Source organism: Kitasatospora sp. NPDC001119 (assembly GCF_053598475.1).
Map to the genome: position 1 here is coordinate 131,053 of NZ_JBSFKI010000009.1, position 23,846 is coordinate 154,898.

The window sequence follows — 23,846 nt, forward strand, 5'->3', positions numbered from 1 at the left end:
GCCTCAGCCCTTCACGGTGGCCCCGCGGGGCACGCCCGCGACGGGCACCCGCTTGAAGCCGGCCAGGAACGTCGAGTGCATCCGCTCGATCCCGCCGACCACCTCGATCGAGGAGAACGTCGCGAACAGCTCGGTGAACAGCAGGCGCAGGGCCAGCCGGGCGAGGTGCGAGCCGACGCAGTAGTGGTGGCCGACACCGAAGGCGAGGTGCCGGTTGGGGCGCCGCCGGATGTCGAACACGTCGGGGTCGGGGAAGACCTCGGCGTCCCGGTTGGCCGAGGCGAGGTAGGCGACCACGGCGTCGCCCTCGGCGATCCGCACGCCGGAGAGTTCGACCGGCTGGAGCGCGTAGCGCATGAAGTTGCTGGCCGGCGTGGCCCAGCGCAGGGCCTCCTCGATGCCGGAGTCCAGCAGCTCCGGGTGCGAGGCCCAGTCCTCGTACCGCGGGCTGCCGGCCAGTTCGACGATCGCGGCGATCGGGACGTGCGGCAGGGTTCCGGCCGAACCCAGCAGCATGCTGTAGCAGTTGGAGATCACCGAGCCGGTCGAGATGGGCTCGCCGTCCACCTCGGTCTCGGCCAGCACGCTGATCAGGTCGTCGCCGGGATCCCGCAGCCGGGCCCGGACCAGGTCCGAGAAGTAGGCGAAGATCTCCCGGTGGCCGCGCTTGAGGGTCGGCTCCACACCGCCCGGCAGCTGGAACTCCGGGTCCTCCTCCGCCGTCGACATCATGGCCAGGCGGATGAGGCGCTCGTGGTCCTCGGCGGGCAGCCCGAGGATGGGGCTGAGGGCGACCAGGGGCAGCCGGGCCATCGCGACCGCGAAGTCGAAGGGCTGTCCGTCGGCTCCGGGGGCGAGCAGGTCACGGATACCGGCCTGGATCCGGTCGGAGAACGAGGCGAGCGGCTTGACGGCGAGGGCCTGCTTGAGCGGGATCCGCGCCCGGTCGTGGTGCGGCGGGTCGGTCGCCGCCAGCTGCTTCCCGGCCGCCGGGTCGCCTCGGCCGAGCAGGTTGAGCAGGGTGCCCCGTTCGGAGGTGAAGGCGGAGTAGTCGTGCAGCACCCGCTCGACGTCGGCGTACCGGGTGACGACCCAGTAGCCGCCGCCACGGCCGGAGTTCGGCTGCCAGTGGACCGGGTCGTGTTCGCGGAGGCGGCGCCAGACCTCGTGCGGTTCGCCCTGGGAGTAGAGCGCGGGATCGGTGAGGTCTCCCGCCGTGCCGGTGCTCACTGCCGGCCTCCCGGGTACGCCTCGGCCGTCCCGGGCCGGGCCGCCGCCACCGCCTCTTCGATCACCTGGGTCAACTCCGCGATGGTGGGCGACAGGAAGAGGGTCGTGGCCGACACCTCCACCCCGAATTCCCGGTCGATGTCCCCCTGCAGTTCCGCGGCGGTCAGCGAGTCGCCGCCGAGTTCGAAGAAGTCCTCGTCCAGGCCGATCGACGAGATCTCCAGCCGGGCGGCCCATAATTGTGTGAGGCGTTCCTGGACCGACGTCTGCCGTGCTGTTTCCACTGCCACGAGCAACTCCCTTACGCGTCGAAGGAATAGACCGAGAAGAGAGGCACGCTCACGCGCGACCTTCCCTTCAGGAACGACTTCTCGATCAAGCACGTGATTCCGACCACCGTGGCGCCCAGCTCCTCGAGCATTTCCACGGCGGCCGCCACCGAGTTCCCGGTCGCGACGATGTCGTCATGGATGAGGACCCGGGCACCGGGCGGCACCAGGTCCTTGCGAATCTCGATCCGGTCGGTCGAGTATTCGCCGGAGAACGTCCGCCCCACCGTCTCGCCCGGCAGCTTCCCCTCTTTGCGAATGGCCAGGAAGCCGCAGCCCAGGCGGTCCGCCAGGGCCCCACCGAGGATGAAGCCGCGCGCGTCTATGCCGGCGACGTAGTCCGGGGCGAGTGGAGTCGACCACTCCGTGAGGCCGTCGATCGCCGCACCGAAGGACTCCCGGCTGGCCAGGACGGGCATGACGTCGCGGAACGCCACGCCGGCCCGGAAGTCCTTGAACACTGGAACCGTTGATTCGCCGTCCCGCTGATGACCGGTCTTCATGAGTCCTCCTTGCTGCCGTACGGCAGTGAAAGGTCCCGGCGAGCGCTCGAGCCCGTGAGCAGTCGGGCACGTGAGCACGTGAGCACGCGGGTACGTGAGCACGCGGGCACGCCAGGAAAGGCCTGCTACTGAAAGTGGTTCCGGATTTGCAGAGTGAGGGGGACGATCCGCCATCGTGCCGAAGCGGCCGATGCGCCTGCCTGGGGAAACGGTTCTCCTACGCCGGAAATCTCATCGGCGGGCTCTTCCAGAGCCGGGAGCCCCCTGGGCACGTTCACGCAGCCCGTGGCAGTCGGATCACTGGTCAACACCAGAACTTCATCGGCAAACACAGCCCCCCGGTTGATTCCGCACCGCTAGCTGGCGTGTTCATGACGCTACAGACGAAGCTACATCGCGGGCGACCCCTCGGCAAGATCGCCTGGTCTTTCATCCAGGGGGAAACAACAATTGACGGTGAGTCAGGCCGAAAATGCCCTGGCCGCACCGGCATTGGCGTCGAAATCATCGGGTCTGCCGGATTGCGGGCGGTTTGCCGGAGTCGGCCGCCTGCGGCTCCCCCACGCGCCCAGCGGGAACCCGACCTGTCGCCAAGCATCAGTCCCTCAGGTCTGACGAAGTCTCAAACTTGCTTCGCCACAAGCTTGGTCGGATCATTACTGCCATGAACACGACCGAGAACGCGTCCCCCGCACCCGCACTGACCATAGGGTTCGACCTCGACATGACGCTGGCCGACGGCCGGCCGGGCATCAAGGCGGTGCTGGACATGGTGGCGGCCGAGACGGGGGTCGCCATCGACAGCGACCTGGCGATCACCCGCGTCGGCCCGCCGATCGAGGAGGAGCTGGCCAACTGGTTCCCCGCCGACGAGGTGGACGCGGCCGCCGACCGGTACCGGGCGCTGTTCCCCCAATACGGCGCCCCGGTGGGCGAGTTGCTGCCCGGCGCGCTGGAGGCGATCGCCGCCGTCCACCGGCACGGCGGTCGGACGATCGTCGTCACCGGCAAGTTCGAGCCCAACGCCCGGCTGAACCTCGCCGCGCTGGGCATCAAGGTCGACGACGTCTTCGGCTCGGTCTTCGCCGACCGCAAGGGCGCCGTCCTGCGCGAGCAGGGCGCCTCCGTCTACGTCGGCGACCACCTCGGCGACATCACCGGGGCGCGGGCCGGCGGCGCCCTCGCGGTGACCGTGGCCACCGGGCCGTTCACCGCGGACCAACTGCGCGAGGCGGGTGCCGACGTCGTCCTGAAGGACCTGACCGAGTTCCCGGGGTGGCTCGACGCCCACCTCGCCGGCTGACGGCACCGGACCCGCGGGTGGTCGAGCCTCCGGCTCTCGATCACCCGCGGGTCCGGTCATGCACGGGCCCGGTCGCCCGCGGGGCCCTTCAGCGGGGTTCCGCCTCCCGAGCCGCGTCGCGACCGCTCACGCCGTTGCTCAGGCGACCGTCCCGGAGGTGTCCCGCAGGGTGACGCTCGCGTGGCTCTCCTGGAAGCTCTGCTCGGACACCAGGGTCAGCCGCGCGGTGGACTGGAACTCCGGCAGCGTCACGGAACCGCAGGAGACCATGGTGGACTTGATCTTCGCCATGGTGGTGGCCAGGCCCTCGTTGAGGTCGCCGGCGTAGGGAACGTAGCCGTCGACCCCCTCCTCGAAGACCAGCCCCTGACCGCCCTGGCCGTAGCGCTGCCAGTTGCGGGCACGGTTGGAGCCCTCGCCCCAGTACTCCTTGACGAAGCCGTCCCGGGTCGGGACCTTCGCGCCGGGCGCCTGGTCGAAGCGGGCGAAGTACCGCCCCATCATGACGAAGTCCGCGCCCATCGCCAGCGCCAGGGCCACGTGGTAGTCCTCCACCAGGCCGCCGTCGGAGCAGAGCGGCACGTAGTCGCCGGTACGCTCCAGGAAGGCGTCCCGGGCGGCGGCGACGTCGAGGACGGCACTGGCCTGGCCCCGGCCGATGCCCTTCTGGTCGCGCGTGATGCAGATGGAGCCGCCGCCCACACCGATCTTCACGAAGTCGGCGCCGGCCTCGGCGAGGAACGTGAACGCCTCGCCGTCCACCACGTTGCCGCCGCCGATCGGGATCTCCGGGTAGTTCTTCTTCGTCCAGGTCAGCGCCTCCGCCTGCCAGTCGCTGTAGCCGTCGGACGAGTCGAAGCACAGGACGTCCGCGCCCGCCTCCAACAGGGCCGGAACCCGCTCGCGGTAGTCGTGGGTGTTGACGCCCGCGCCCACGCGCAGGCGCTTGCCGCCGTCCACGACCTGGTTCGGGAAGCGCTTGTTGTCCGCGTAGTCGGACCGGAACACCAGGTGCTGGAGGTGCCCCTCTCCGTCCAGCACCGGGAGGCAGTCCAGCCGCTCCTCCCACAGCCTCGCGTTCGCCTCGGAGAGGGTGACGTCGCCGCCCGCGTGGGGCAGCTCGCCGAGGGGGGTCATCCGGCCGCTGACGGGGCCGTCGAGGTCGTGCCGCTGGGGGTGGAAGTCGCGCGAGGTCACCAGGCCGAGCAGGCGCCCGGTCGCCGTCCCGTCGTGGGTGACGGCGGCGGTGCTGTGGCCGGTCCGGCGCATCACCGCGACCAGGTCGCGGAGGGTGTCGTCGGGCCGGACGTTGGTGTCGCTGGTGACGAAACCGGCCTTGAAGTTCTTCACCTTCCGGACGGCCGCCGCCTGTTCCTCGACCGGCTGGTTGTGGTGGATGAAGCTCAGACCGCCGTTGCGGGCGAGCGCGATCGCGAGCTCCGGGGAGCTGACCGCCTGCATGATCGCCGACACGAACGGGGCGTGCAGCTCGATCGCCGAGGCCTCGCCCACCCGGTGCCGCACCAGGGGCGTCCGGAGATCAACGGCCGCGGGCCTGCAGTCGGTCCGAGTCCGGTTCGGGAGCAGCAGGTACTCGTTGAACGTCCGCGACACCTCGGCGATGATCTGTGCCATGCATTCCTCCTGATCCCGAGCGGGCGGCGCCGGTCGGCCCGACCGCGAAGACCGCGCCCGTGCCCGACGGCTCGACCGGTCAGGTTCACGGACGGGCACGGCGGAGCTCCGCCCCACCAGGGCGCGCATCCTGACCGGACCTCAGGTGCGAGGCGCGGCAGTTGACTACGCACCTTATCGACTGCCCGACTTGTTGACGAATCACCGTCATCGCCGTCGGCGGCTCCCGAGGAGCGGTGCGCCCGACGGTACGGACACGGAGAACCGAGGTGTCGTCAACGGCACTTGACGACGCGGACGGCTCCGGCCGGGCGGCGGACCCCGGGCCGAAGGCTCCACGCGCGGGTGAGGCGGGACCGGCCCGTCGCCTCCGCGCGTGGGCCGTTCGCCTGCTCGCCCGGTCGCTCGGCGGGGCCCGGGAGCGCGGCCGGTCGGCGACGCCGCGCGGCGGTGTGACCCGAACGGGTCCGGTCGGCGGGCGGCGTGGTGGGGTGGGCCCTAGGTTGCGGTGCCAGGGGGTCATCCGAGCGGAAGGCTGTATCTGGCATGGCCGGGAAATTCGAACTGTACGTGGACGAGGGCGGCATGCACCGGTTCCGGCTCAAGGCGAGCAACGGGACGATCGTAGTGACCGGCGACCCGCAGGAGAGCAAGGACGACTGCCTGAGGAGCATCGCGTCGATCCGCAAGCTCGCGCCGTACGCGGAACTCAAGGAGACCGCCGGGTCGGTGTGACAGTCCGGGCCCCGACGCACGGGACGGTGTGACGGGCCGGGACGCGGGACGGTGTGACAGGCCGGGATCCGACGCACGGGACGGTGTGGCGGGCCCGGCTCCGGAGCGCGGGTCGGCGGTGCAAATCGCCGACCCGCGTTCGCCTCTACGACAGATCCCTTTGGCCGGGTGCACGCCGGACGCGGACAGAACACTGGCATGCGCGTCGTCATCGTCACCGAATCCTTCCCGCCCGAGGTCAACGGAGTCGCCCACAGCGTGCTGCGGACGGCCGAGCACCTGGTCCGCCGGGGCCACCGGCCCCTTGTCGTCACCCCCTCGCCGGCGCGGGGCGCCGAGTGCCCGCCGGAGACCTTCGGCGGCGGCGCGGCGCCGGAGATTCCCGTGGTGCGCATCCCGTCGGTGCCGCTGCCGGGATACCCCCAGGTACGGATCGCCCTGCCCAGTCGGCAGCTGGCGGCCGCCGTCGCCGGACACCGGCCGGACCTCGTCCACCTGGCCAGCCCGTTCGTGCTCGGCGCGCGCGGGATGCAGGTCGCGGCGCGGCTCGGGGTGCCCGCCGTCGCCGTCTACCAGACCGATCTGGCCGGGTACGCGCACGCCTACCGGGCCGGGCGGGGGCTCGGGGAGGCCGCCGCCTGGCGGCGGATCCGGGCCGTGCACCGCGCGGCCGCCCGTACCCTGGCCCCCTCCACCCCCGCCGCCCAGGACCTCACCGCGCACGGGGTGCCGAGGGTGCAGCTGTGGCCGCGCGGAGTGGACTCGGTGCGGTTCCACCCCCGGCACCGGGACGAGGCGCTGCACCGGGCGCTGGCCCCGGGCGGGGAGGTGCTGGTCGGGTACGTCGGACGGCTGGCGCCGGAGAAGCGGGTCGACCTGCTGGCGGCGGCCTCGGCACTGCCCGGGGTACGGGTGGTGGTCGTCGGGGACGGCCCCTCGGCGCCCGGGCTGAAGGCCTCGATGCCGGGCGCCGTGTTCCTCGGCCGGCGCACCGGGGACGAGCTCGCGCGCTGCTTCGCCACCCTGGACGTCTTCGTGCACACCGGTCCGCTGGAGACCTTCTGTCAGACCATCCAGGAGGCGATGGCCAGCGGCGTGCCGGTGATCGGCCCCGCGGCGGGCGGCCCGCTGGACCTGGTCGCCCACCACCGCACCGGCCTGCTGGTGCCGCCCCGGGACGCCGCCGCGGTGGCCCGGGCGGTCGCCGAGCTGGCCGCCGACCCGGCGCGGCGGGCCGGGTACGGGCAGGCCGGGCGCGCCGAGGTGACCGCGCGCACCTGGGAGGCGGTCGGGGACCTGCTGCTGCGGCACTACGCCGAGGTGCTGGCGGAGCACCGCGGAGTGCGGCTGCCGTCCGCCGCCCCGGCGTCGGCCGCGCCGGTGGCGCCCGCCCTGTCGGAGGAGCTGCCGGCATGAGCTCCGTTCCCGACGGCGGGGCACCGACGGCGGGCGCCTCACCGATCGCCGGTGAGGCTCCGATGGCCGGCGAGGCGCTGACGATCGTCCGGCTCGCCAACTTCGTCACCCCGGTCTCCGGCGGTCTGCGCACCGCGCTGCGCCACCTCGGTGCCGGGTACCGGGCGGCCGGGCACCGTCCGGTGCTGATCGTCCCCGGGGAGCGGCGCTCCGAGGAGGAGACCGAGCAGGGCGTGGTGGTCACCCTGCCCGGCCCGGTGCTGCCGGCCAGCGGCGGCTACCGGCTGCTCACCGACCGGCGGGCCGTCGCCGCCGAGCTGACCAGGTTCTCCCCCGACCGGCTGGAGGTGTCCGACCGCACCACGCTGCGCTGGACCGGCGCCTGGGCGCGGCGGCACGGCGTGCGCTCGGTGATGGTCTCGCACGAGAGCGCCGCCGGCCTGCTGCGCACCTGGGGCCTGCCCGGTCCGCTGGCGGGCGCGACGGCCGACCGGTTCAACGCGGCCACCGCCCGCGCCTACGACTCGGTGCTCTGCACCACCGACTGGGCGGCGGCGGAGTTCCGGCGGATCGGCACCCCGAACCTGGTCCGGGCCCCGCTGGGGGTGGACCTCGACGCGATGCGCCCGCTGCCGCCGACCGCACGGGCGGCCGAGCGGGCCCGGTACGCCGCTCCGGACGAGACGCTGCTGGTGCTCTGCTCCCGGCTCTCGGCGGAGAAGCGGCCCGAGCGGGCGATCGAGGCGCTGGCCGCCCTGCGGGCCCGGCGGCGGCCCGCGGTGCTGGTGGTGGCCGGCACCGGGCCGCTGCGGGACCGGCTGGCGGCGCGGGCCGCGCGGCTGCGGCTGCCGGTGCGCTTCCTCGGGCACCTGGGCGGGCGGGCGGAGCTGGCCCAACTGCTGGGCTGTGCGGACGTGGTGCTCGCGCCCGGCCCGGTGGAGACCTTCGGGCTGGCCGCGATGGAGTCACTGGCCTGCGGGACCCCGGTGGTGGTCAGCCGCTCCTCCGCGCTGCCCGGCCTGGTCGGGCTCGCCGGGGTGGCGGCCGTCGACACCGGCGACGGATTCGCCTCCGCCGTACGGCAGTTGCTGGGTCGGCCGGAGGAGCTGCGACGGGCCTCCGCCCGGGCTCAGGCCGAGCGGTACGGCTGGCCGGCGGCGGTGGCGGCGTTCCTTGCGGCGCACGGTGTACGCGATGACGAGGCGGTGGACGGAGGTCGGAGGTCAGGATGAGCATGCTGGAGGCCGGGCGTGGCCGGGCCGCGGAAGAACGCCCCACGGCCGGCGAGCTGCTGCGCTTCGTCGCCCTCGGGGACTCGCTCACGGAGGGGGTCGGGGACCAGGTCGGCGAGGGCTGGCGCGGCTGGGCCGCCGTCCTCGCCCACGCGCTGCCGCCCGAGGGTCGGGACGTCGAGTTCACCAACCTGGCGTACAGCGGGGCGCTCACCACGGAATTGACGACACGTCAGTTACCGGGCGCGCTGGCTCTGCGGCCGCAGCTCGCGGCGGTGGTGGTCGGCGGCAACGACACCCTGCGCTCGGGCTTCGACATCCGGCGCACCACCCTGGAACTGGACGCCACGATGGGGGAACTGTCCGGCCACGGCGCCAGACTGCTGACCGCCTGCCTGCCCGACCCGGGCAGCCTGCTCCGGCTCCCGGCGCCGCTCGCCCGTCCCCTGGCGCGCCGGATGCGGGCGGTCAACACCGTGGTACACGCCCTCACCGAACGCCACCGGGCGGTGCACCTGCACATCGCCGAGCTGCCGTGGCTCACGGAGCGTCGGCTGCTGAGCGTCGACCGCCTGCACCCCAGCGCCGAGGGCCACCACCTGATCGCCCGGCGCTTCCACGACCTGCTCACCGAGGCCGGCCACCCCCTCGGCCCGCCCCCGACCGCCGCTCCCGCCGAACCACCTCCGGGCCTGGCCGCCGACCTCTGGTGGATGGCCACCCGGGGCACCCGCTGGCTCGCCGCCCGCAGCACCGACCTCCTGCCGGGCCTGCTCGCACTGGCCGCCGCGGAGGGCGTCGCCCGCCTGCGCGGCGGGAGCCGGCGGCACGACGAGCAGATGGCCCGGGCCGCGGCGCAGGCCCTCGCCTCGCTGGGGTGAGGAGCGCGCCGGGGTGGCGGGGACGGCGAAGGCGGTGGAACCGGGGACTGTTGCGGAAGTGCGCGCGGCGGCGGGAGTGGCGTAGTACTTGTGGAGGGTCCCGGAGGCATTCCCGTTCTTGTCTGGAGTCGTCGATGTCCGTTCGCCGTGTCGTGCCCAACATCCGGTCGGAGGCCGCGCAGGAGAGCCGGGAGTTCTACGGCCTGCTGGGCTTCGAGGAGGTCATGAACCACGGCTGGATCATGACGCTCGCCTCCCCGTCCAGTCCGGCGGCACAGGTCAGCTTCATGACCGGCGACAGGACCGCGCCGGTCACCCCCGACCTGAGCGTCGAGGTCGACGACGTGGACGCGGCCTACGCGGCCGTGCTGGCCGACGGTGCGGAGATCGTCCACCCCTTGCAGGACGAGGAGTGGGGCGTACGGCGGTTCTTCGTCCGCGACCCCAACGGCCGTGTGGTCAACGTCCTGGGCCACCGCTGACACCTTCGCTCCCCCGCGACCGGGGACGGTGCCGGTCACGGCCGGGATCGGCGGGGCCGTTCGGCGGGAACCATCGGGGTGGCCCGGGTTGTCGTGTCCGGGGAGAGCGTGACGGAGGGAGTCGGGGTGGAGAGCTCGGGCGCGGTGGGTCGGGACGTCATGGCGGCGGCGGGGGTGCTGTTCTCCGACGGGGCCGGGCGGCTGCTGGTGGTGCGGCTGCCGTACGACCGGAAGCACCCGGTGGCGATCCCGGGCGGCGGGTGGGAGCCGACGGACCGGTCGCCGAGGGAGACCGCCCTGCGGGAGATCCGGGAGGAGCTGGGGTTCACGCCCCGGTTGGGGCCGCTGGCCGGCGTGGACTGGGCGCTGCTGCGCGAGGGCGACCGGCCGATCGTCGTGTACCTCTACTGGGCCGAGCCGCTGACGGCGGAGCAGGTGGCGGCGTTCCGGCCGGACACGGCGGAGGTCGGCGGCTGGACCTGGCTGACGGCGGAGCAGGCCGGACACGCCCTGCCACCGCGATTGTCCCGCCGGGTGACGGCCTGTCTGCGGGCACCGGGCGACACCGGGCCACTGGAACTGGAGGACAGCCGGCCGGTCGGCCACACGCTCGCGCGGTTGCCCGCCGACGGGCCGGTGCCCGAGTACGCCGGACTGGCCGCCGCACCGGGGCTGACACCGTCCGCCGAGGAGCCGCCGGAACCCTCGCAGCCGCCGATGGACCGGGCGACCTACTACGCCACCCGGCCGCGCATCCGGACCAAGGCGCGGGCACTGTTCACCGACGCCGCCGGCCGGGTGCTGCTGGTGCGACTGCGGCCGTGGGACGGGCCGCTCGGGCAGGTGCCGCACTGGACGCTGCCGGGCGGCGGGGTCGAGGCGGACCGGGAGATGCCCCGGGCGGCCGCCCGGCGGGAGATCCGCGAGGAGCTCGGCTGGGACGTGGAACCGGGGCCACTGCTGGCGCTGGACTGGCAGCCGGGTGCGGCGGCCGACCCGGAGGCGGACCCGGCGACCGGCCGGGACACCGCCGTCCTGGTGTACGTGTTCGACGGGGGCACGGTGACGGAGCGGATGCTCGGCTCCCTCGTGCTGCCGGAGGACGAACTGGTCGAGTGGCGGCTCTGCGACCCGGCCGAGGCGCGGACGCTGCTGACCGGCCCGTCCTGGGACCGTACGGCCGCCGCACTGGCCGCCCGGGAACGGGCGGGCGGACCGGTCGAGCTGGTGCGCGGGCGGAGCGTCGGGCCGGACCTGCCGCAGGGGTGAGGCCGGGTGGACGGAGCCCGGCGGGGCATGAGCCGCCGCCGGGGCCTCCTCCGCTTCCGCGCACATCGGCGCGGTGGGCCGGCGCGGCACTTCGGGGCGCCGCGTCAGACCTCCAGCTCGGCCTCGATCCGGCCCAGCTGGTGGCGGGCCATCGCGAGGTTGGCGCGCGCCTTGTCCAGCGCGAGGTAGAGGAACAGGCCCTTGCCGGTACGGCCGGTGAGCGGGCGGATCAGGTGGTACTGGCTGGTCAGGGTGATCAGTATGTCCTCGATCCCGTCCTGGAGGCCGAGCATGTCCATGGTGCGCATCTTGGCGCGGACCACGTCGGTGTTGCCGGCGGCGGCGACATTGAGGTCCAGGCCGCCGGGGCCGTCGAGGGTGGCCAGCGCCATGCCGCTGTTGTAGTCCACCAGGGCCGCGCCGATGGCGCCCTCGATGCTGGTCATGGCCTGCTTGAGCGCGCCGGCTGCGTCGGTCATCTGGGTAACTCCCGTTCTTTGGTGGGTGGTTCGGTGGCGGGTGGTGCGGTTTCAGGTGGTGCGGTGGTCTGGTGGCGCGGTCAGCCCGCGTCGCGCGGGTCCTTGGGCACGAGCGCGTCGTTGAGCAGCTCCGCGATGCGCTGCGCGCTGCGGCGGGCCTCCAGGTGCAGCCGGCCGACGTTGACGTCGGGGTGCGCCAGCAGCGTCAGCACGCAGCTGCCGCCGGCCGCGTAGGTGGCGACGTAGCCGTTCTCGCCGCGCACCAGCGACTCGCGGAACTCGCCCTGGCCGGTGGTGTCGGCGAGCCGCTGGGCCAGCGAGAGCGAGGCCGCCGTCATCGCGGCCAGACCCGAGGGCTCGGTGCCGTGGGTGTCGTGCGCGATCAACAGGCCGTCCACGCTGGCGACCAGACCACCCGCGAGGTGCGGGACGCGGTGTTTGACGGCGCGCAGTTCGGCGAGCAACTCGGTCTCCAAGGCGATCAGTTGTCTCCTTCCGACACGCTGCTTGAGTGCCCGCCTCATGGCCGGAACGACGGGGTCGCGGGCGGGGAATGGGTCAAAGTCGGGCCTCCAGAAGGTCTCGGACCCGGGTCAGCAGCGCGATGTCCGGGTCGGGGACGGTCAGCGGGTGGGCCGCTGCCGTGGTGGGCGGGCGTTCTGATCGCGTGGGGGCGTCGGTCCCGGCGTCGGTCCCGGTGTCGGCCCCGGCGGGGGTGCCGCCGGCGGGGGTGCCGGTACGGACTGCGGCGGGGTCGGCCGTGACCGGGGCTCCGGGGAGTCCGGCACCTCGGAGGCTGGCGCCGGGGACCCTGCGGTGCAGCCCTCCGGCCGGTCCACTCGTGACCGGTGGGGGAACTTCGGGTGCCGGTACGGCCGTTGGCGACACCTCGGGCACCCGGGCCACCGTCGGCACGTCGGGCGGGCGCGGTACGTCGGCTGGCAACGGCGCGTCCAGCAGCCCGGCGGCGGCGAGCCGTCGGACGTCGGCCGTCACGCCGAAACCGGAGCGGCCGAGCAGCCGGGCCAGGTCGGCCGGGGTCCTGCGGCCGTCGGCGTGGTCCAGCAGCTCGCGGCGCCGGCGGCCGGACGGGCGGTGGGAGGCTCGGCGGACGTGCTCGACCGGGCGGACGGGCGCGGTGTCGAGCTGCCCCCACGGCCAGATCCCGTCGAGCAGTTGCCGACGGCGTGCGACCTCGCGACGGATCCGGGCCGGGTCGACGTCCGCGACCGGTCCGAGCCAGTGCCGGGCGTCGGCCTCGAACCGCCAGACTCCGCCGCCCGGGTCGGCGAGGACGAAGAACGAGGCGTCGAACAGCGTTCCCAGGTGGCCGAGTTCGAGCTCTCCCCGGGTGAGCAGCCGCCGTTCGACGAGCGCCTCGCCGACCCTCGACCGAGGTCCGTGGATCCGGAGCAGCTCCGCCCAGCCCTCGGGGGTGATCCGGCCGCAGCCGATGAGCAGGTCGGCCAGGCCGGGGGCCCGGGAGGACTGGGCGGCGGCCACCCGCCCGTCGACCAGGTGGAGGCTGCCGAGCGGTCCGTGCAGGGCGCCGGTGGCGCGACGGTCGGCGAGCAGGGCGAGCGCCTCGCCCGGGGTCCTCGGGGTGGCGGCCCCCGCCCAGGGCGGCGGCGCGGTGCCGGTCGCGGCGGTCACGCGCTCACCCCAGCACCAGTTCGTCGGTGAGCGCCTGGAGGCGGAAGCGGGCGGCGGCGAGGTTGCCCTCCGCGCGGTCCAGCCAGAGGTGCAGCACGAGCCTGTTGTCGAAGACGGTGTCGATGAAACGGATCAGGTGGTAGCTGCGGCCGGCGGTGACGATGATGTCCTCCAGCGGGGCCCGCCGGTCCTCCGTCACGGTGAAGGTCTGACTCTCAACGGCCGCCCGCACCAGGTCGGTTGCCTCGGCGGCGGAGGTTTCGTGCTCTCCGGTCGGGCTGTCCCCGAGGCTGCCGAGGGCGAGCCCGCTGCTCCAGTCGACCAGGCTCGCGGCGCGGGCCCCGGGGATCGCCATCGCTCCGGAGAGGCATTCGTCGATACCGGGCACACCGGCTCCTTCGCGGGGTCTGGGCGGCCGGACGCAGCGCGGCGCCGACCGGTTCACCACCAGCAGTGGCTAGTTCGACACGGAAGGCTACTGCCGGATTCCATCGGACGAACATTCCGATGGCATATTCACACCGGCAACGGCCAGTTCCGGCCAAGAATTGACGATGCATCAGACCGGGATGGGAGGTGACGCCACTGGTGGGCCAGGGCGGTTGGAGCGCCGTTCACCGGCCGCCTGGCACGGGACGTTGGCCGATACCGGGCCGTGCCGGAGGGTTTCGTCATCGAAAGTGCGATAAGAGGATGAGCTCATGGAGCGCGAACACGCCGAAGGGGCCCGTTCCGTTGGACGGAACGAGCCCCTTCGATGGGAGCGCCAGGCCCGGATCGCACGGACTCTCCCTACTGAAAGTAGGGCGTGCTCTGGTAGCACCGCTGACGCCTGTTCGAGATTCGTTTCCCGGAAGATCACTTCCTCTCGACGGGAAGAACACTAGCAGGCCATCACGCCTGGTCAGAAATCGCGACCGGGGAGCCGCCGGGCACTGCCGGGCCGGCCGGTGCCGGTCAGCCCAGTAGCGCCCGGTAGCCCCCGATCAGGGCGGTGAGCCCGAGCTCGAAGGCCCGGTCCGCGCGCTCGCGCCCGACGGGGACGGCGTCCAGGGCGTCGGCCAGCCGCGGGGTGGCGGCGCGGTCGACGGCGTCGACCATGACGTCCGGGGCGACGAGGTCCAGCGCCGAGCCCAGGATGAAGCTCTCCAGGGCGGTGATCAGGCCCATCACGTCCTGCGCGGCGAAGCCCGCGTCCTCCAGGGTGGCGACGGCCCGCTCGTACAGCTCGTGCATGAACGATTCGGCAAGCGGCGCGGTGGCGAGCAGCCGGACGATGCCGGGATGTTCGGCGAAGGCGTCCCGGTAGGCGTGCGCCCAGGTGCGCAGCGCGGCGTCCCAGGGCTGGCCCCACATCGACTGCTCGCCGATCGTGCGCACCAGCTCGGCGCGCATCAGGGCGACGATCTCGGCCCGGCCGGCCACGTGGTGGTAGAGCGCGGAGGGGCTGACCTTGAGCGCACCGGCCAGCGCGGGGATGGTGAGGTCCCCCGCCTCGTCGACCAGCCGGAGCGCGGTGTCCACGATGCGCTGCCGGTCCAGCAGGGGTGTGCGCGGCCTGGGCATGCCGGCTCCTCACCTTCGGGGTCGCCGGGCGGCCCGTCGGCCCCCGACAGACCAAGATCGTCGTTATCCAAGCGTTATTGAACGGCTTTCAGTAAAACCCTTCCGCACCCGCCGGTGCCGCGCCTACGGTAACCGAACCCCATTCGGTTAGGCAGGCCGCGCACCCGTCGGCCCGCCCTGCCCCGGAGAGGACGCACACCCCCGTATGCGTGCCGAAACGATCTTCACCGGCGGCCGGATCCACACCGGAGACCCCGCCCTCCCCCGCACCCACGCCCTCGCCGTCAGCGCGGGGCGGATCGCCGCCCTCGGCGACGCCGCCCTCGCCCTGCGCGACGAAGGCACCGAGACCGTCGACCTCGACGGCGGCGCCCTGCTGCCCTCCTTCGGCGACGGCCACGTCCACCCGCTGCTCGGCGCCATCGGCCTGCGCGGCGTGCCCGTCCGCGACTGCACCAGCGTGGCGCAGGTCGTGGCTGCCGTCCGCGACTGGGCGCGGCGCCACCCCGAGGCCGAGTGGATCACCGGCGACGCCGTGGATCCGTCACTGGCCGAGGGCGGGCTGTTCGACGCCCGGCTGCTCGACGCCGCCGTACCCGACCGGCCGGTACTGCTGCGCACCATGGACCACCACACCGGCTGGGCCAACAGCGAGGCGCTGCGCCGGGCCGGGTACGGGCCGGACACGCCCCAGCCGGTCGGCGGCGAGATCGTCCGACGGCCGGACGGCAGCCCGCTCGGCACCCTGCGCGAGTTCGGTGCGCTGAACCCCGTCCTCGCGCTCGTCCCGCCGCGGCCACTGGCCGAACAGGTCGCCGCGCTGCGGGAGACCACCGCCGCGCTCGCCGCCGCCGGACTCACCTGGCTCCAGGACGCCTGGGTCGAACCCGCGCAGGTGGACACCTGGCTGGCGGCCGTCGCCGAGCAGGACCTGCCGGTCCGGGCCGGACTCGCCCTGCTGCTCGAACCGGACGGCTGGCGCGAGCGGCTCCCCCGCCTGGCCGCCGACCGCGACCGGGTCGACGCCGCCGGGCGCGGACGGCTCAGCGCGCGGGCGGTCAAGTTCTTCGCCGACGGCGTCATCGAGTCCGGCACGGCCGCGCTGCTGGAGCCGTACAGCGACTGCCCGCACTCCCACGGCGTCGCCAACTGGACCGGCGCCGAGCTGGCGGAGGCCGTCACCGCCGTGGACGCGCTGGGCTTCCAGCCGCACATCCACGCGATCGGCGACCACGGCGTACGGATCGCGCTGGACGCCGTCGAGGCCGCCGCCCGCCGCAACGGGCCGCGCGCCCGCCGGCCGGTGATCGCACACGTCCAGCTGGTCCACCCGGACGACCTGCCGCGGTTCGCCGAACTCGGGGTGATCGCCAATTTCGAACCGCTGTGGGCGCAGACCGACCCGCTGATGACCGAGCTCACCCTGCCCCGACTCGGCCCGGACCGCGGCTCCCGGCAGTACCAGATCGCCGCCCTGCTGCGCGGCGGCACCCGGGTCTCCTTCGGCAGCGACTGGCCGGTCACCCGCTACGAGCCGCTCGCCGGGCTGGCCACCGCCGTCACCCGGCAGACGCCGGACGGCCTGCCGGACGGCGGCTGGCTGCCCGAGGAGCGGATCGGGCTCACCGAGGCGCTGGCGGCGTACTCGGCGGGCGTGGCGCACCAGGCCTTCGAGGAGGCCGAGTGGGGCGTGCTGCGGCCGGGCCTGCGGGCCGACCTGGTGCACCTGGCCACCGATCCGTACGCGGTGCCGGCCGGTGAGCTGGCCTCGATCGAGGTGGCCGGCACCTGGCTCGGCGGACGGCGCACCCACGGTGGGCCGCCCGGCCGCGACCGCTCGACGCGCTGAGGCGCGCCCCGGCCGGCTGGCTGGTCCGGCTGCGGCCGGTCCGGCTTGTTTGGCTTGTCCGGCTGCGGCTCGACGCGCTGAGACGTCCTGGCCGGCCGGCCGCCCCGCCCGGACGGACTTCCCGACCGGTTCCGGCCGTCCCCCACGGCGTCCGTGCCTCGTTCCCCGGTCGGCGGCCGACGCGTCCGCGCCGCCGACCGCCCTACCCTCGTACCCACGACCCCAGGAGAGCTCCCCCATGACCCTGCCCTCCGACGCGGCCTCCCCCGCCGCACTCCGTCCCCCCGACCCCGGCGCCCCTTCCGCTCCCACCTCCCCCGGCACCCCCGGCGGGCTGGAGCGCGGGGTGCTCGGCACCGGCGACATCGTCTTCTTCGTCGTGGCCGCCGCCGCGCCGCTGACCGTGATGGCCGGCGTGGCGCCGTTCGCCATCTCCTTCGGCGGCATCGGCGCGCCGGTCGCCTACCTGGCCACCGGCGTGGTGCTGGCGCTCTTCGCGGTCGGCTTCACCACCATGACCGCGCACATCCGCAACGCCGGCGCCTTCTACGCCTACGTCACCCGCGGCCTCGGCCGGGCGGCCGGACTGGGCGCGGCACTGCTCGCGGTGCTCTCGTACAACGCGATCCAGATCGGCATGTTCGGCGCCTTCGGGTTCTTCGCCCACACCACGGCCGAGGACCTGCTCGGGCTGGACCTGCCCTGGCCGGTCTGGGCGCTGCTCGGGGTCGCGGTGGTCTGGTTCCTCGGCTTCCGCTCGATAGACCTCGGGGCCAAGGTGCTCGGGGCGCTGCTGATCGCCGAGACCGGCATCCTGCTGGTGCTCGCGGTGGCGGTGCTGGTCAAGGGCGGGGCGCACGGGCTGAGCCTGTCCTCGTTCGCCCCGAAGCACGTGTTCTCCGGCGGGATGGGCGGGGTGCTCGGCCTCTCCTTCGCCGCCTTCATCGGCTTCGAGGCGACCGCGATCTACCGTGAGGAGGCCCGGCAGCCGCAGCGGACCGTGCCGCGCGCGACCTACGCCGCGATCGTCTTCCTCGGCCTCTTCTACACCTTCGTCACCTGGATGATCGTGCAGGCCTTCGGCGACACCGGGGCCGTCGCGACCGCCACCGCCGACCCGGCCGGGATGTTCTTCACCGCGATGACCGACTACGTCGGCGGCTGGGCGACGGACGTGCAGCGGGTGCTGATCGTCACCAGCCTGCTCGCGGCGCTGCTCGCCTTCCACAACACCATCACCCGGTACGGCTACGCGCTGGCCACCGAGCAGGCCGCCCCGGCCGTGCTGGGCCGGGTCCACCCGCGGCACGGTTCACCGTGGATCGGCGGCATCGTGCAGTCGGTGGTGGCGGCGGTGGCCGTCGGGGTGGCCGCGCTGATCGGGGCGGACCCGTACAACCAGTTCTTCCTCTGGGCGAACTCCCCCGGGGTGGTCGGCATCCTGGTGCTCCAGGCGCTGGCCGGTCTGGCCGTGTTCGCCTTCTTCCGCCGCAACCGGGCGGCCGCCGCGAGCGCCGGGGTGTTCCGTACGGTCGTGGCGCCGCTGGCCGCCACCGTGCTGCTGTGCGGGGCCACCGCGCTGGTGGTGTGGCGGCTCGACCTGTTCACCGGCGCCGGCCCGGAGGTCAACTGGCCGCTGGTCGCGATCGTGCCGGTGGTGTTCCTGACCGGCGTCGGGATCGCGCTGCGGCTGCGGGCCCGACGGCCGGAGGTGTACGCGCGGCTCGGAACGACCGAGGTCGACGCGGGCTGAGCGGTAGCGCCGGGCAGCGGGAGGGGAGCAGCGAGCGCCGGGCAGCCGACGCGGCCCGGACCGGTGACGGCTCCGCGTCCTCCGGGCCCACTCGGGCCCGGCCCGCTCAGGCCCGGCCGACGGCCTCGGCGAGGAGCCGGTAGGAGTCCAGCAGCGCGGCGCGGTCGTAGGTACTGGTGGTGACCAGGAACTCGTCCGCCCCGCTGCGCTCCACCAGCGCCAGCAGCTCGGCGGCGGCCTGCTCCGGGGTGCCCGCGATGTGGCCCTTGAGCGACTGCTCGTACGCGGCCCGCTCCCGGACGGTCATCTCCCGGGCGAGGATCTCCGCCGCCGGGGCCAGGGGCGGGAACTCGCCGTGGGTACGGGAGTACGCGCCGGACCAGGCCTCCGGGACGAGCAGCTCGCGCGCCCGCTCGGCCGTCTCGGCGACCGCCACCGTGCCCGAGACCACCACGTACGGCTCGGCGGCGTGCGCCGAGGGGCGGAACCGGTCGCGGTAGCGGTCGATCGCCGCGAGCATCCGGTCCTCCCCGTGCGGGGCGGCGATCACCAGTGGCAGCCCGGCGTCGGCGGCCAGGTCGGCGCCCGCACCGGTGGCCAGGACGAAGGCCGGGACGTGCAGGCCCTCGGCCGGCCGGGCGTGGACCCCGCGGTACGTCTGCTGCGAGCCGTCGAAGTAGCCGAGCAGTTCGGCCAGCTGGGCACCGAACTCGTCCGCTGCGCCCTTCTCGCGCCCGAGCGCCCGCCGGACGCCGTCGGTGAAGCCCACCGAGCGCCCGAGCCCCATGTCGATCCGCCCCGGGAACAGCGCGGCCAGCACCCCGAACTGCTCGGCCACCACCAGCGGCTGATGGTTGGGCAGCATCACCCCGCCGGTGCCGACCCGGATCCGGGAGGTGGCCGCCGCCACGGCCGCCGCGAGCACGGTGGGCGCCGACCCGGCCACCCCCGGCACGCCGTGGTGCTCGGAGACCCAGAACCGGTGGTAGCCGAGCCGCTCCGCCTCGCGGGCGAAGGCCACCGTGTCCCGCAGTGCCCGGGCCGGCTCCTCACCCTGTCTGGTCCGGGAGCGGTCGAGCACGGAGACCCTGGTCGTGGACGCGGCGCTGGTCACGTCGGTGCACAACGCCCTCCCTGCGCGCGGGCATTCCCCGGGCGGCCCCGGGCCGGGGCCGGCGGCCGTCGGCCGGCCGGTCAGGCGCCCGCCCCGGGTATTCGGCCCCGGCGGGCGTCCGCGGCCGCGGCACCGGCCTTGGTCTTCCGGCGGCCCCAGGGCTTGTACACCGACAGGACCACGGTGAACAGGTAGAGCGACAGCGCCACCGCCGGGACGATCACCGTGTTGTACCGGACGAAGCCGAGGTCCGCCGCCGTGATCGGGCCGGTCGGGTGCGCGTCCACCACCCGCACCGCGTCGTGCAGCCGGTCACTGAGCGCGAAGACGGAGGCCGCCATCGCCCCCAGCGTCAGCCAGAACTTGGTACTCACCCAGTAGTACCGGAACAGCCCCCAGGAGGTGCCGAGCCCGAGCGCCACCCCGCTCAGGAAGGTGAGCAGGCTCAGCGGCAGGATCAGCACGTCGCCGAGCAGGCCCATCGCCCGGTAGGCGGTGCGCAGCCGGTCGGCGTCGCCGGCGCCCACGGCCGTCAGCGCCGTCACCGCCAGGGTGAGCAGGCAGAGCATCAGCGCCAGCCAGCTCACCGAGGCGGTGATGTGCAGGACGACCAGGCGTTTGCGCGCCGCCGGTGTCAGGCGGCGGCCCGCGGACCGCCGCCTGACACCGGACGCCGGTTTGGACGCCGTGACGGCGCCGGTGGGCGAGCGCACGGGGTACCTCCTTCGAGTCGGGGCCACGAGGACGGCCCCAGGCTCTCCCGTCCGATCCTCATCGGGCATCTGACGGTGGAAGTAACCTCGCCTACTCCCCGGCGAGTACACGCACCGGGCGACAGCCGGAGCGCTCCTCCCCGAGGAGCAGCGGGAAGGAGGGGCCGGAGACAGCGGCCGCAGCTCCCCCGGAGCCGGCCTCAGTCGGTCACCGCGAACCCGTGCGCCGCGCCCAGCTGCTGCAGCGAGGCCTGGCCGGGGATCCCGTCCGCCGCCCCCGCCTGGTACCCGCAGCGCCGCTGCCAGGCCGCGTACGCGGAGACCGTCCGGGTGCCGAACGAGCCGTCCACCCACCGCTGGTCGAGCAGCCCCTCGTCCGCGAGCGCCTGCTCCACGATGGCCACCTCGGACCCGTACGTCAGGTGCCCCTGGGCTGCCCCCGGGTCGGTCCCGGCGGCCGCGACCACGTGGGACACCGAGACCGTCCGCTGCCCGGGCAGGTAGCCGAGCAGCCGGCGCAGCGAGCTCTCCCCCGGGACGCCGTCCGCCGCCTGCCCGGCGTAGCCCAGACTCCCCTGGTAGTCCGCGTAGTTCTCGGTGTCCGCGTCCGTCCAGTTCGGGCCGGGGCCGGAGCGGTAGTGGTCGCCGAAGCCGTGCGCGACCAGCGCCCGCCCGACCACCGTCACCTGGTAGCCCTGGGCGCCGTAGCCGTACGGCAGGCCGTTGATGCTGACCTGGTAGCGGGCGGTCGTGGCCGGGGGCACCGGCTGCTGCTGGGGCGGGATGCCCGGGGAGCCGGGCCCGGCCGTGAGGTCGGGCCAGGAGCCGGGGTCGGTGTGGTCGTTGTACGGCACGTGGGCGTGCGCGTACCAGCCGCCGAGGGCCTCCCAGGTCCGCTCGTCGCGGTGGCCGGAGAAGTCGGTCGGCCGGCCCATCGGCCAGATGTCCGGCACGCCCCAGGAGGAGATCCAGGCGTGGATCCGGTCCCAGCCCGCGCACGGGGTGTCGACCAGGCGCGGGTAGACGGCGCCCTGGTAGCGGCAGTAGGGGAAGAACACCGCCTCGATCTGGATCACCACCCGCCCGGCCCGGTTGGTGCGGGTGGGGCTCTGGCTGGGGCTGAGCAGGCTCTTCGAGCGGGAGTCGGCCGGGAACAGCTGCGCCGTGCGCCCGCTGAACGGGTCCCAGACCAGGTGCGGCGCGTCGCCGGCGCCGCTGCCGGTGAAGTAGCCGACCAGGTCCTCGTAGGAGCACCAGTCCTGCGGCGCGGCGGCGGTCGCGTTGCGGTCCCAGGTGATGTGGGCGATGGCCTTCGGCGGGTACTGCTGATCGGTCGGCGCGTGGTCGCCGAGGTCGTGGATCTCGGCACCGGGCAGCCACAGTTCGGGCATCGTGGGCTCCTCCGAACGGCGTGAGGGCATCACCTCCGGTATCGGCAGGCAGGGCTCACGGATTGACCCCGACGGCGCAAAACCCCGGCAATGAACCCCCCGTACCCGTCCGGCCGTTCGACTCAGCGAGGGCTCTTCGTCCTCGCGTGCGATTCGGGCGCCCGTGCGGGGACGGCCGGTCGCACGGAAGGGGGCGCATTCCACCCCGTCGGGGCGCCGCTGTCAATCGTTGACTTCACAAGTGGTCTAGTCCACGGTGGTCCGGCAGACCGGCCCGAGCCGCCGTCCGGGATCCCCCTGTGCGCTCAACTGGCAATCACTGCACCGAATCTGACGATCCGATGGAGAAACCCGCACCATGCAAAGAGTCTGCCTCGCCCTGCCCACCATGCGGTCCTGCCCCGACACCATCGCGGAACTCGCCGAGGAGGCGGCCTACGCCGTCGCGACCTTCGGGGTCGAGGTGCACCTGCTCGTCCTCGACACCACCGACGCCGTCGCCTTCGCGGAGAACGCGGGCGCCGTGGCCGCGCTGGAGCCCACCCCCGGCGTGGTCGTCCACCACCTCGGCGAGGCGCGGCAGCGGGAGTTCCTGCGCCGGGTGGCCGAGCGCTCCGGCGCCGCCGACCCCGAACTGCTGCTCGACATGATGCTGCCGCCGGCCGTCGCGTACGGCTCCTGCGTCAACCGGCTCTTCCTCGGCGCGGCCGCCCTGGACTGCACCTCGGCGCACCTGCGCAACGACGACGCCGACTTCCAGGTCGTCGACGGCCGGAAGGTCTTCCCGATCCACCACGAGCTGCTCTCGATCGGCCGGCCGGCCGGCGAGGCGGCGGCCGTCGTGTCCCGCTCCGAGCTCGACCCGGCCGACGCGGACAAGCCGGTGATGCTGGTCAGCGGCTCCTTCATCGGCGAACTCAACGTGGACATCAGCGAGATCCACGAGCTGGACCCGGCCGTCTACCGCGAGGTGGTGCGCCTGTGGACCCCGCCGGTGTGGTCGGAGGAGGAGCAGGACGCGATGGTGGACGTCTCCTTCAAGGGCGCCGGCTCCGAGCCGTTCACCACCGATGAGTCCGTCCTCGGCGTGCCCGACATCTGGGACGTCTACATGTGCAACATCGCCCTGGACCACCGGGCCTACGAGGTGCTGCCGCTGCTGCCCTCGATCGAGACGATCGGCAGCGACTACGCCCTGCTGCACGCCATGGTCCACTCCCGGCTGCCCGGCGTCGTCCACAACCGCCACATCGTCAACTACTACACGCCCGAGCGCCGCACCGGCTCCGGCTTCGTCAACTACCAGCTGCGGTTCGTCAAGTTCCTGCTCTCGATGCTGTACCTGTACCCGGTCTACGGCGGGATGATCGACCTCGGCCGCGGGCTGCTGGACGAGCGGCACGGGCTGAAGGTCGAGCCGCTCCTCGACCTGGTGCGCGGCAGCGTCGACTGGGACCGGGCCGGGAACGAGCACTGCCTGGACGTCCTGGACCGCTCCTACCGCAAGCTGGGCGGCAAGTACGCCGAGCTCGCGGACGTGGTGGCCGAGCGGCGGCAGCAGCTGCTGGACGAGGCGCGGGCGGACGCCGAGCGCTGGGCGGTGCTGGTGGAGGCCTGGGCGGCACTGGTGGCCGCCTCCCGCGCGGAGGGGCTCGGCGCCTCGGAGGTTCCGGCCTAGTGGGCGAGGACCTCCGGATCCGGCTCCTGGCCGACGGCGACTGGGACGCCGTGGTCGCGCTGGAGTACGACGCCTACGCGGCCGACGGCCTGTCGGAGGGCCGGGAGGCGCTGCAGTCCCGCGCCCTCGGCTCGCCGGAGACCTGCTTCGTGCTGGAGCAGGGCGGCACGGTCCGCGGCTACCTGCTGAGCCTGCCGTACCCGCCGCTGCGCTGCCCGGACCTCGCCCGGGCGGAGGACGCGGTGCACGAGTCGGGCAACCTGCACGTGCACGACCTGGTGATCGCCGAGGACCTGCGCGGCCGGGAGGTCGCGCTGGGGTTCATCCGGCACTTCCGGGAGCGGGCGGAGGAGCTGGGCTTCGAGCGGATCTCGATGGTCGCGGTGCGCGGGGCGGACATCCTGCTGCGGCTGCTCGGCTACCGCGCGCACCGGGAGGTGGCGGTCCCCGCGTCCTACGGGCGGCGCGCCGTCTACATGTCGATGCCGGTGCGCTGACCTGCGGGGATACCTGGACCCATGCCCACTCTTTTGGCCTAGTCCGGACGGCGAAGATCACCCCATCGGGTGAAGCTGGTGGCGGCTGCGCCCGCGCGCGCGGCCGCCGGCAGCACCCGTCCGTACGCCCGAGGGAGA

Annotated in this window: 23 protein-coding genes; 11 read left to right on the top strand and 12 right to left on the bottom strand. The window is 73.8% G+C overall.

What is annotated here, in order from left to right:
- Positions 1–3: 3 nt before the first annotated feature.
- Genes ACWDD9_RS13765 through ACWDD9_RS13775 form a run of 3 tightly spaced genes read right to left on the bottom strand, consistent with a single transcriptional unit; the run spans position 4 to position 2,062 of the window.
- Positions 4–1,230, bottom strand: a complete 1,227-nt coding sequence (locus ACWDD9_RS13765) for a cytochrome P450 (RefSeq protein WP_049652117.1) — start codon at positions 1,228–1,230, stop codon at positions 4–6.
- The gene (locus tag ACWDD9_RS13770) at positions 1,227–1,520 is read right to left on the bottom strand and encodes an acyl carrier protein (protein WP_074004520.1); all 294 of its coding nucleotides are present in this window, start codon (positions 1,518–1,520) and stop codon (positions 1,227–1,229) included. Before ACWDD9_RS13770 ends, ACWDD9_RS13765 begins: the two co-directional genes overlap by 4 nt.
- A gap of 11 nt (positions 1,521–1,531) precedes the next feature.
- Complete coding sequence (locus tag ACWDD9_RS13775) at positions 1,532–2,062, bottom strand: adenine phosphoribosyltransferase (protein ID WP_049652115.1); 531 nt, start codon at positions 2,060–2,062, stop codon at positions 1,532–1,534.
- Between the two features lie 664 nt (positions 2,063–2,726).
- Here ACWDD9_RS13775 and ACWDD9_RS13780 point away from each other — a divergent pair.
- Positions 2,727–3,365: an HAD family hydrolase gene (locus ACWDD9_RS13780; protein ID WP_220450140.1), complete on the top strand. Its 639-nt coding sequence runs from the start codon at positions 2,727–2,729 to the stop codon at positions 3,363–3,365.
- A gap of 138 nt (positions 3,366–3,503) precedes the next feature.
- On the opposite strand, the gene ACWDD9_RS13785 is transcribed toward ACWDD9_RS13780, so the two are convergent.
- Positions 3,504–5,000 (bottom strand): IMP dehydrogenase, encoded by a 1,497-nt coding sequence (locus ACWDD9_RS13785; RefSeq protein ID WP_049652113.1) that lies wholly within the window; start codon positions 4,998–5,000, stop codon positions 3,504–3,506.
- A 546-nt stretch (positions 5,001–5,546) separates the two neighbouring features.
- Here ACWDD9_RS13785 and ACWDD9_RS13790 point away from each other — a divergent pair.
- The 6 genes from ACWDD9_RS13790 (at position 5,547) to ACWDD9_RS13815 (ending at position 11,015) form a co-directional block, all read left to right on the top strand.
- Positions 5,547–5,735 carry a YegP family protein gene (locus ACWDD9_RS13790; RefSeq protein ID WP_049652112.1) on the top strand — a complete coding sequence of 63 codons (189 nt, stop codon included), beginning with the start codon at positions 5,547–5,549 and terminating at the stop codon, positions 5,733–5,735.
- Between the two features lie 198 nt (positions 5,736–5,933).
- Positions 5,934–7,151 (top strand): glycosyltransferase family 4 protein, encoded by a 1,218-nt coding sequence (locus ACWDD9_RS13795; RefSeq protein ID WP_079272522.1) that lies wholly within the window; start codon positions 5,934–5,936, stop codon positions 7,149–7,151.
- A complete protein-coding gene (locus ACWDD9_RS13800) occupies positions 7,148–8,383 on the top strand; it encodes a glycosyltransferase (protein WP_449811700.1) in 1,236 nt (411 codons plus the stop codon). The genes ACWDD9_RS13795 and ACWDD9_RS13800 overlap by 4 nt, the downstream gene beginning before the upstream one ends.
- Before the next feature lie 2 nt (positions 8,384–8,385).
- On the top strand, positions 8,386–9,264 hold the full coding sequence (locus tag ACWDD9_RS13805) for an SGNH/GDSL hydrolase family protein (RefSeq protein ID WP_387975748.1): 879 nt from the start codon (positions 8,386–8,388) through the stop codon (positions 9,262–9,264).
- Positions 9,265–9,398: 134 nt separating this feature from the next.
- Entirely contained in the window at positions 9,399–9,746 is a 348-nt protein-coding gene (locus tag ACWDD9_RS13810) for a VOC family protein (protein WP_117492302.1), read from the top strand.
- A 108-nt stretch (positions 9,747–9,854) separates the two neighbouring features.
- Positions 9,855–11,015: an NUDIX hydrolase gene (locus tag ACWDD9_RS13815; RefSeq protein ID WP_449811701.1), complete on the top strand. Its 1,161-nt coding sequence runs from the start codon at positions 9,855–9,857 to the stop codon at positions 11,013–11,015.
- A 104-nt stretch (positions 11,016–11,119) separates the two neighbouring features.
- Here the strand turns inward: ACWDD9_RS13815 and ACWDD9_RS13820 are convergent, their stop codons facing one another.
- The 5 genes from ACWDD9_RS13820 to ACWDD9_RS13840 form a co-directional block, all read right to left on the bottom strand.
- Positions 11,120–11,494, bottom strand: coding sequence for a hypothetical protein (locus ACWDD9_RS13820; protein ID WP_049652052.1), 375 nt, complete (start codon positions 11,492–11,494; stop codon positions 11,120–11,122).
- 80 nt (positions 11,495–11,574) lie between these two features.
- Complete coding sequence (locus tag ACWDD9_RS13825; RefSeq protein ID WP_310593218.1) at positions 11,575–11,970, bottom strand: roadblock/LC7 domain-containing protein; 396 nt, start codon at positions 11,968–11,970, stop codon at positions 11,575–11,577.
- 82 nt (positions 11,971–12,052) lie between these two features.
- On the bottom strand, positions 12,053–13,147 hold the full coding sequence (locus ACWDD9_RS13830; protein WP_449811702.1) for a hypothetical protein: 1,095 nt from the start codon (positions 13,145–13,147) through the stop codon (positions 12,053–12,055).
- Positions 13,148–13,151: 4 nt separating this feature from the next.
- Positions 13,152–13,535 carry a hypothetical protein gene (locus ACWDD9_RS13835; protein WP_074004516.1) on the bottom strand — a complete coding sequence of 128 codons (384 nt, stop codon included), beginning with the start codon at positions 13,533–13,535 and terminating at the stop codon, positions 13,152–13,154.
- Positions 13,536–14,104: 569 nt separating this feature from the next.
- A complete protein-coding gene (locus ACWDD9_RS13840; RefSeq protein ID WP_449811703.1) occupies positions 14,105–14,713 on the bottom strand; it encodes a TetR/AcrR family transcriptional regulator C-terminal domain-containing protein in 609 nt (202 codons plus the stop codon).
- 205 nt (positions 14,714–14,918) lie between these two features.
- Between ACWDD9_RS13840 and ACWDD9_RS13845 the strand changes: the two genes are divergently transcribed.
- On the top strand, positions 14,919–16,562 hold the full coding sequence (locus tag ACWDD9_RS13845) for an amidohydrolase (RefSeq protein ID WP_449811704.1): 1,644 nt from the start codon (positions 14,919–14,921) through the stop codon (positions 16,560–16,562).
- A gap of 238 nt (positions 16,563–16,800) precedes the next feature.
- Positions 16,801–18,315: an APC family permease gene (locus ACWDD9_RS13850; RefSeq protein ID WP_449811705.1), complete on the top strand. Its 1,515-nt coding sequence runs from the start codon at positions 16,801–16,803 to the stop codon at positions 18,313–18,315.
- A gap of 106 nt (positions 18,316–18,421) precedes the next feature.
- Here ACWDD9_RS13850 and ACWDD9_RS13855 read toward each other — a convergent pair whose 3' ends face one another.
- From ACWDD9_RS13855 to ACWDD9_RS13865, 3 genes are all read right to left on the bottom strand, one after another.
- The gene (locus ACWDD9_RS13855; protein ID WP_449811758.1) at positions 18,422–19,429 is read right to left on the bottom strand and encodes an MsnO8 family LLM class oxidoreductase; all 1,008 of its coding nucleotides are present in this window, start codon (positions 19,427–19,429) and stop codon (positions 18,422–18,424) included.
- An 80-nt stretch (positions 19,430–19,509) separates the two neighbouring features.
- Positions 19,510–20,142 (bottom strand): DUF2269 domain-containing protein, encoded by a 633-nt coding sequence (locus tag ACWDD9_RS13860; protein WP_449811706.1) that lies wholly within the window; start codon positions 20,140–20,142, stop codon positions 19,510–19,512.
- 200 nt (positions 20,143–20,342) lie between these two features.
- On the bottom strand, positions 20,343–21,533 hold the full coding sequence (locus tag ACWDD9_RS13865; protein ID WP_449811707.1) for a peptidoglycan-binding protein: 1,191 nt from the start codon (positions 21,531–21,533) through the stop codon (positions 20,343–20,345).
- 358 nt (positions 21,534–21,891) lie between these two features.
- Here ACWDD9_RS13865 and ACWDD9_RS13870 point away from each other — a divergent pair, with 358 nt between their 5' ends.
- The gene (locus tag ACWDD9_RS13870) at positions 21,892–23,211 is read left to right on the top strand and encodes a DUF6271 family protein (RefSeq protein WP_449811708.1); all 1,320 of its coding nucleotides are present in this window, start codon (positions 21,892–21,894) and stop codon (positions 23,209–23,211) included.
- Positions 23,211–23,708 (top strand): GNAT family N-acetyltransferase, encoded by a 498-nt coding sequence (locus ACWDD9_RS13875; RefSeq protein ID WP_049652045.1) that lies wholly within the window; start codon positions 23,211–23,213, stop codon positions 23,706–23,708. Before ACWDD9_RS13870 ends, ACWDD9_RS13875 begins: the two co-directional genes overlap by 1 nt.
- Positions 23,709–23,846 lie beyond the last annotated feature (138 nt).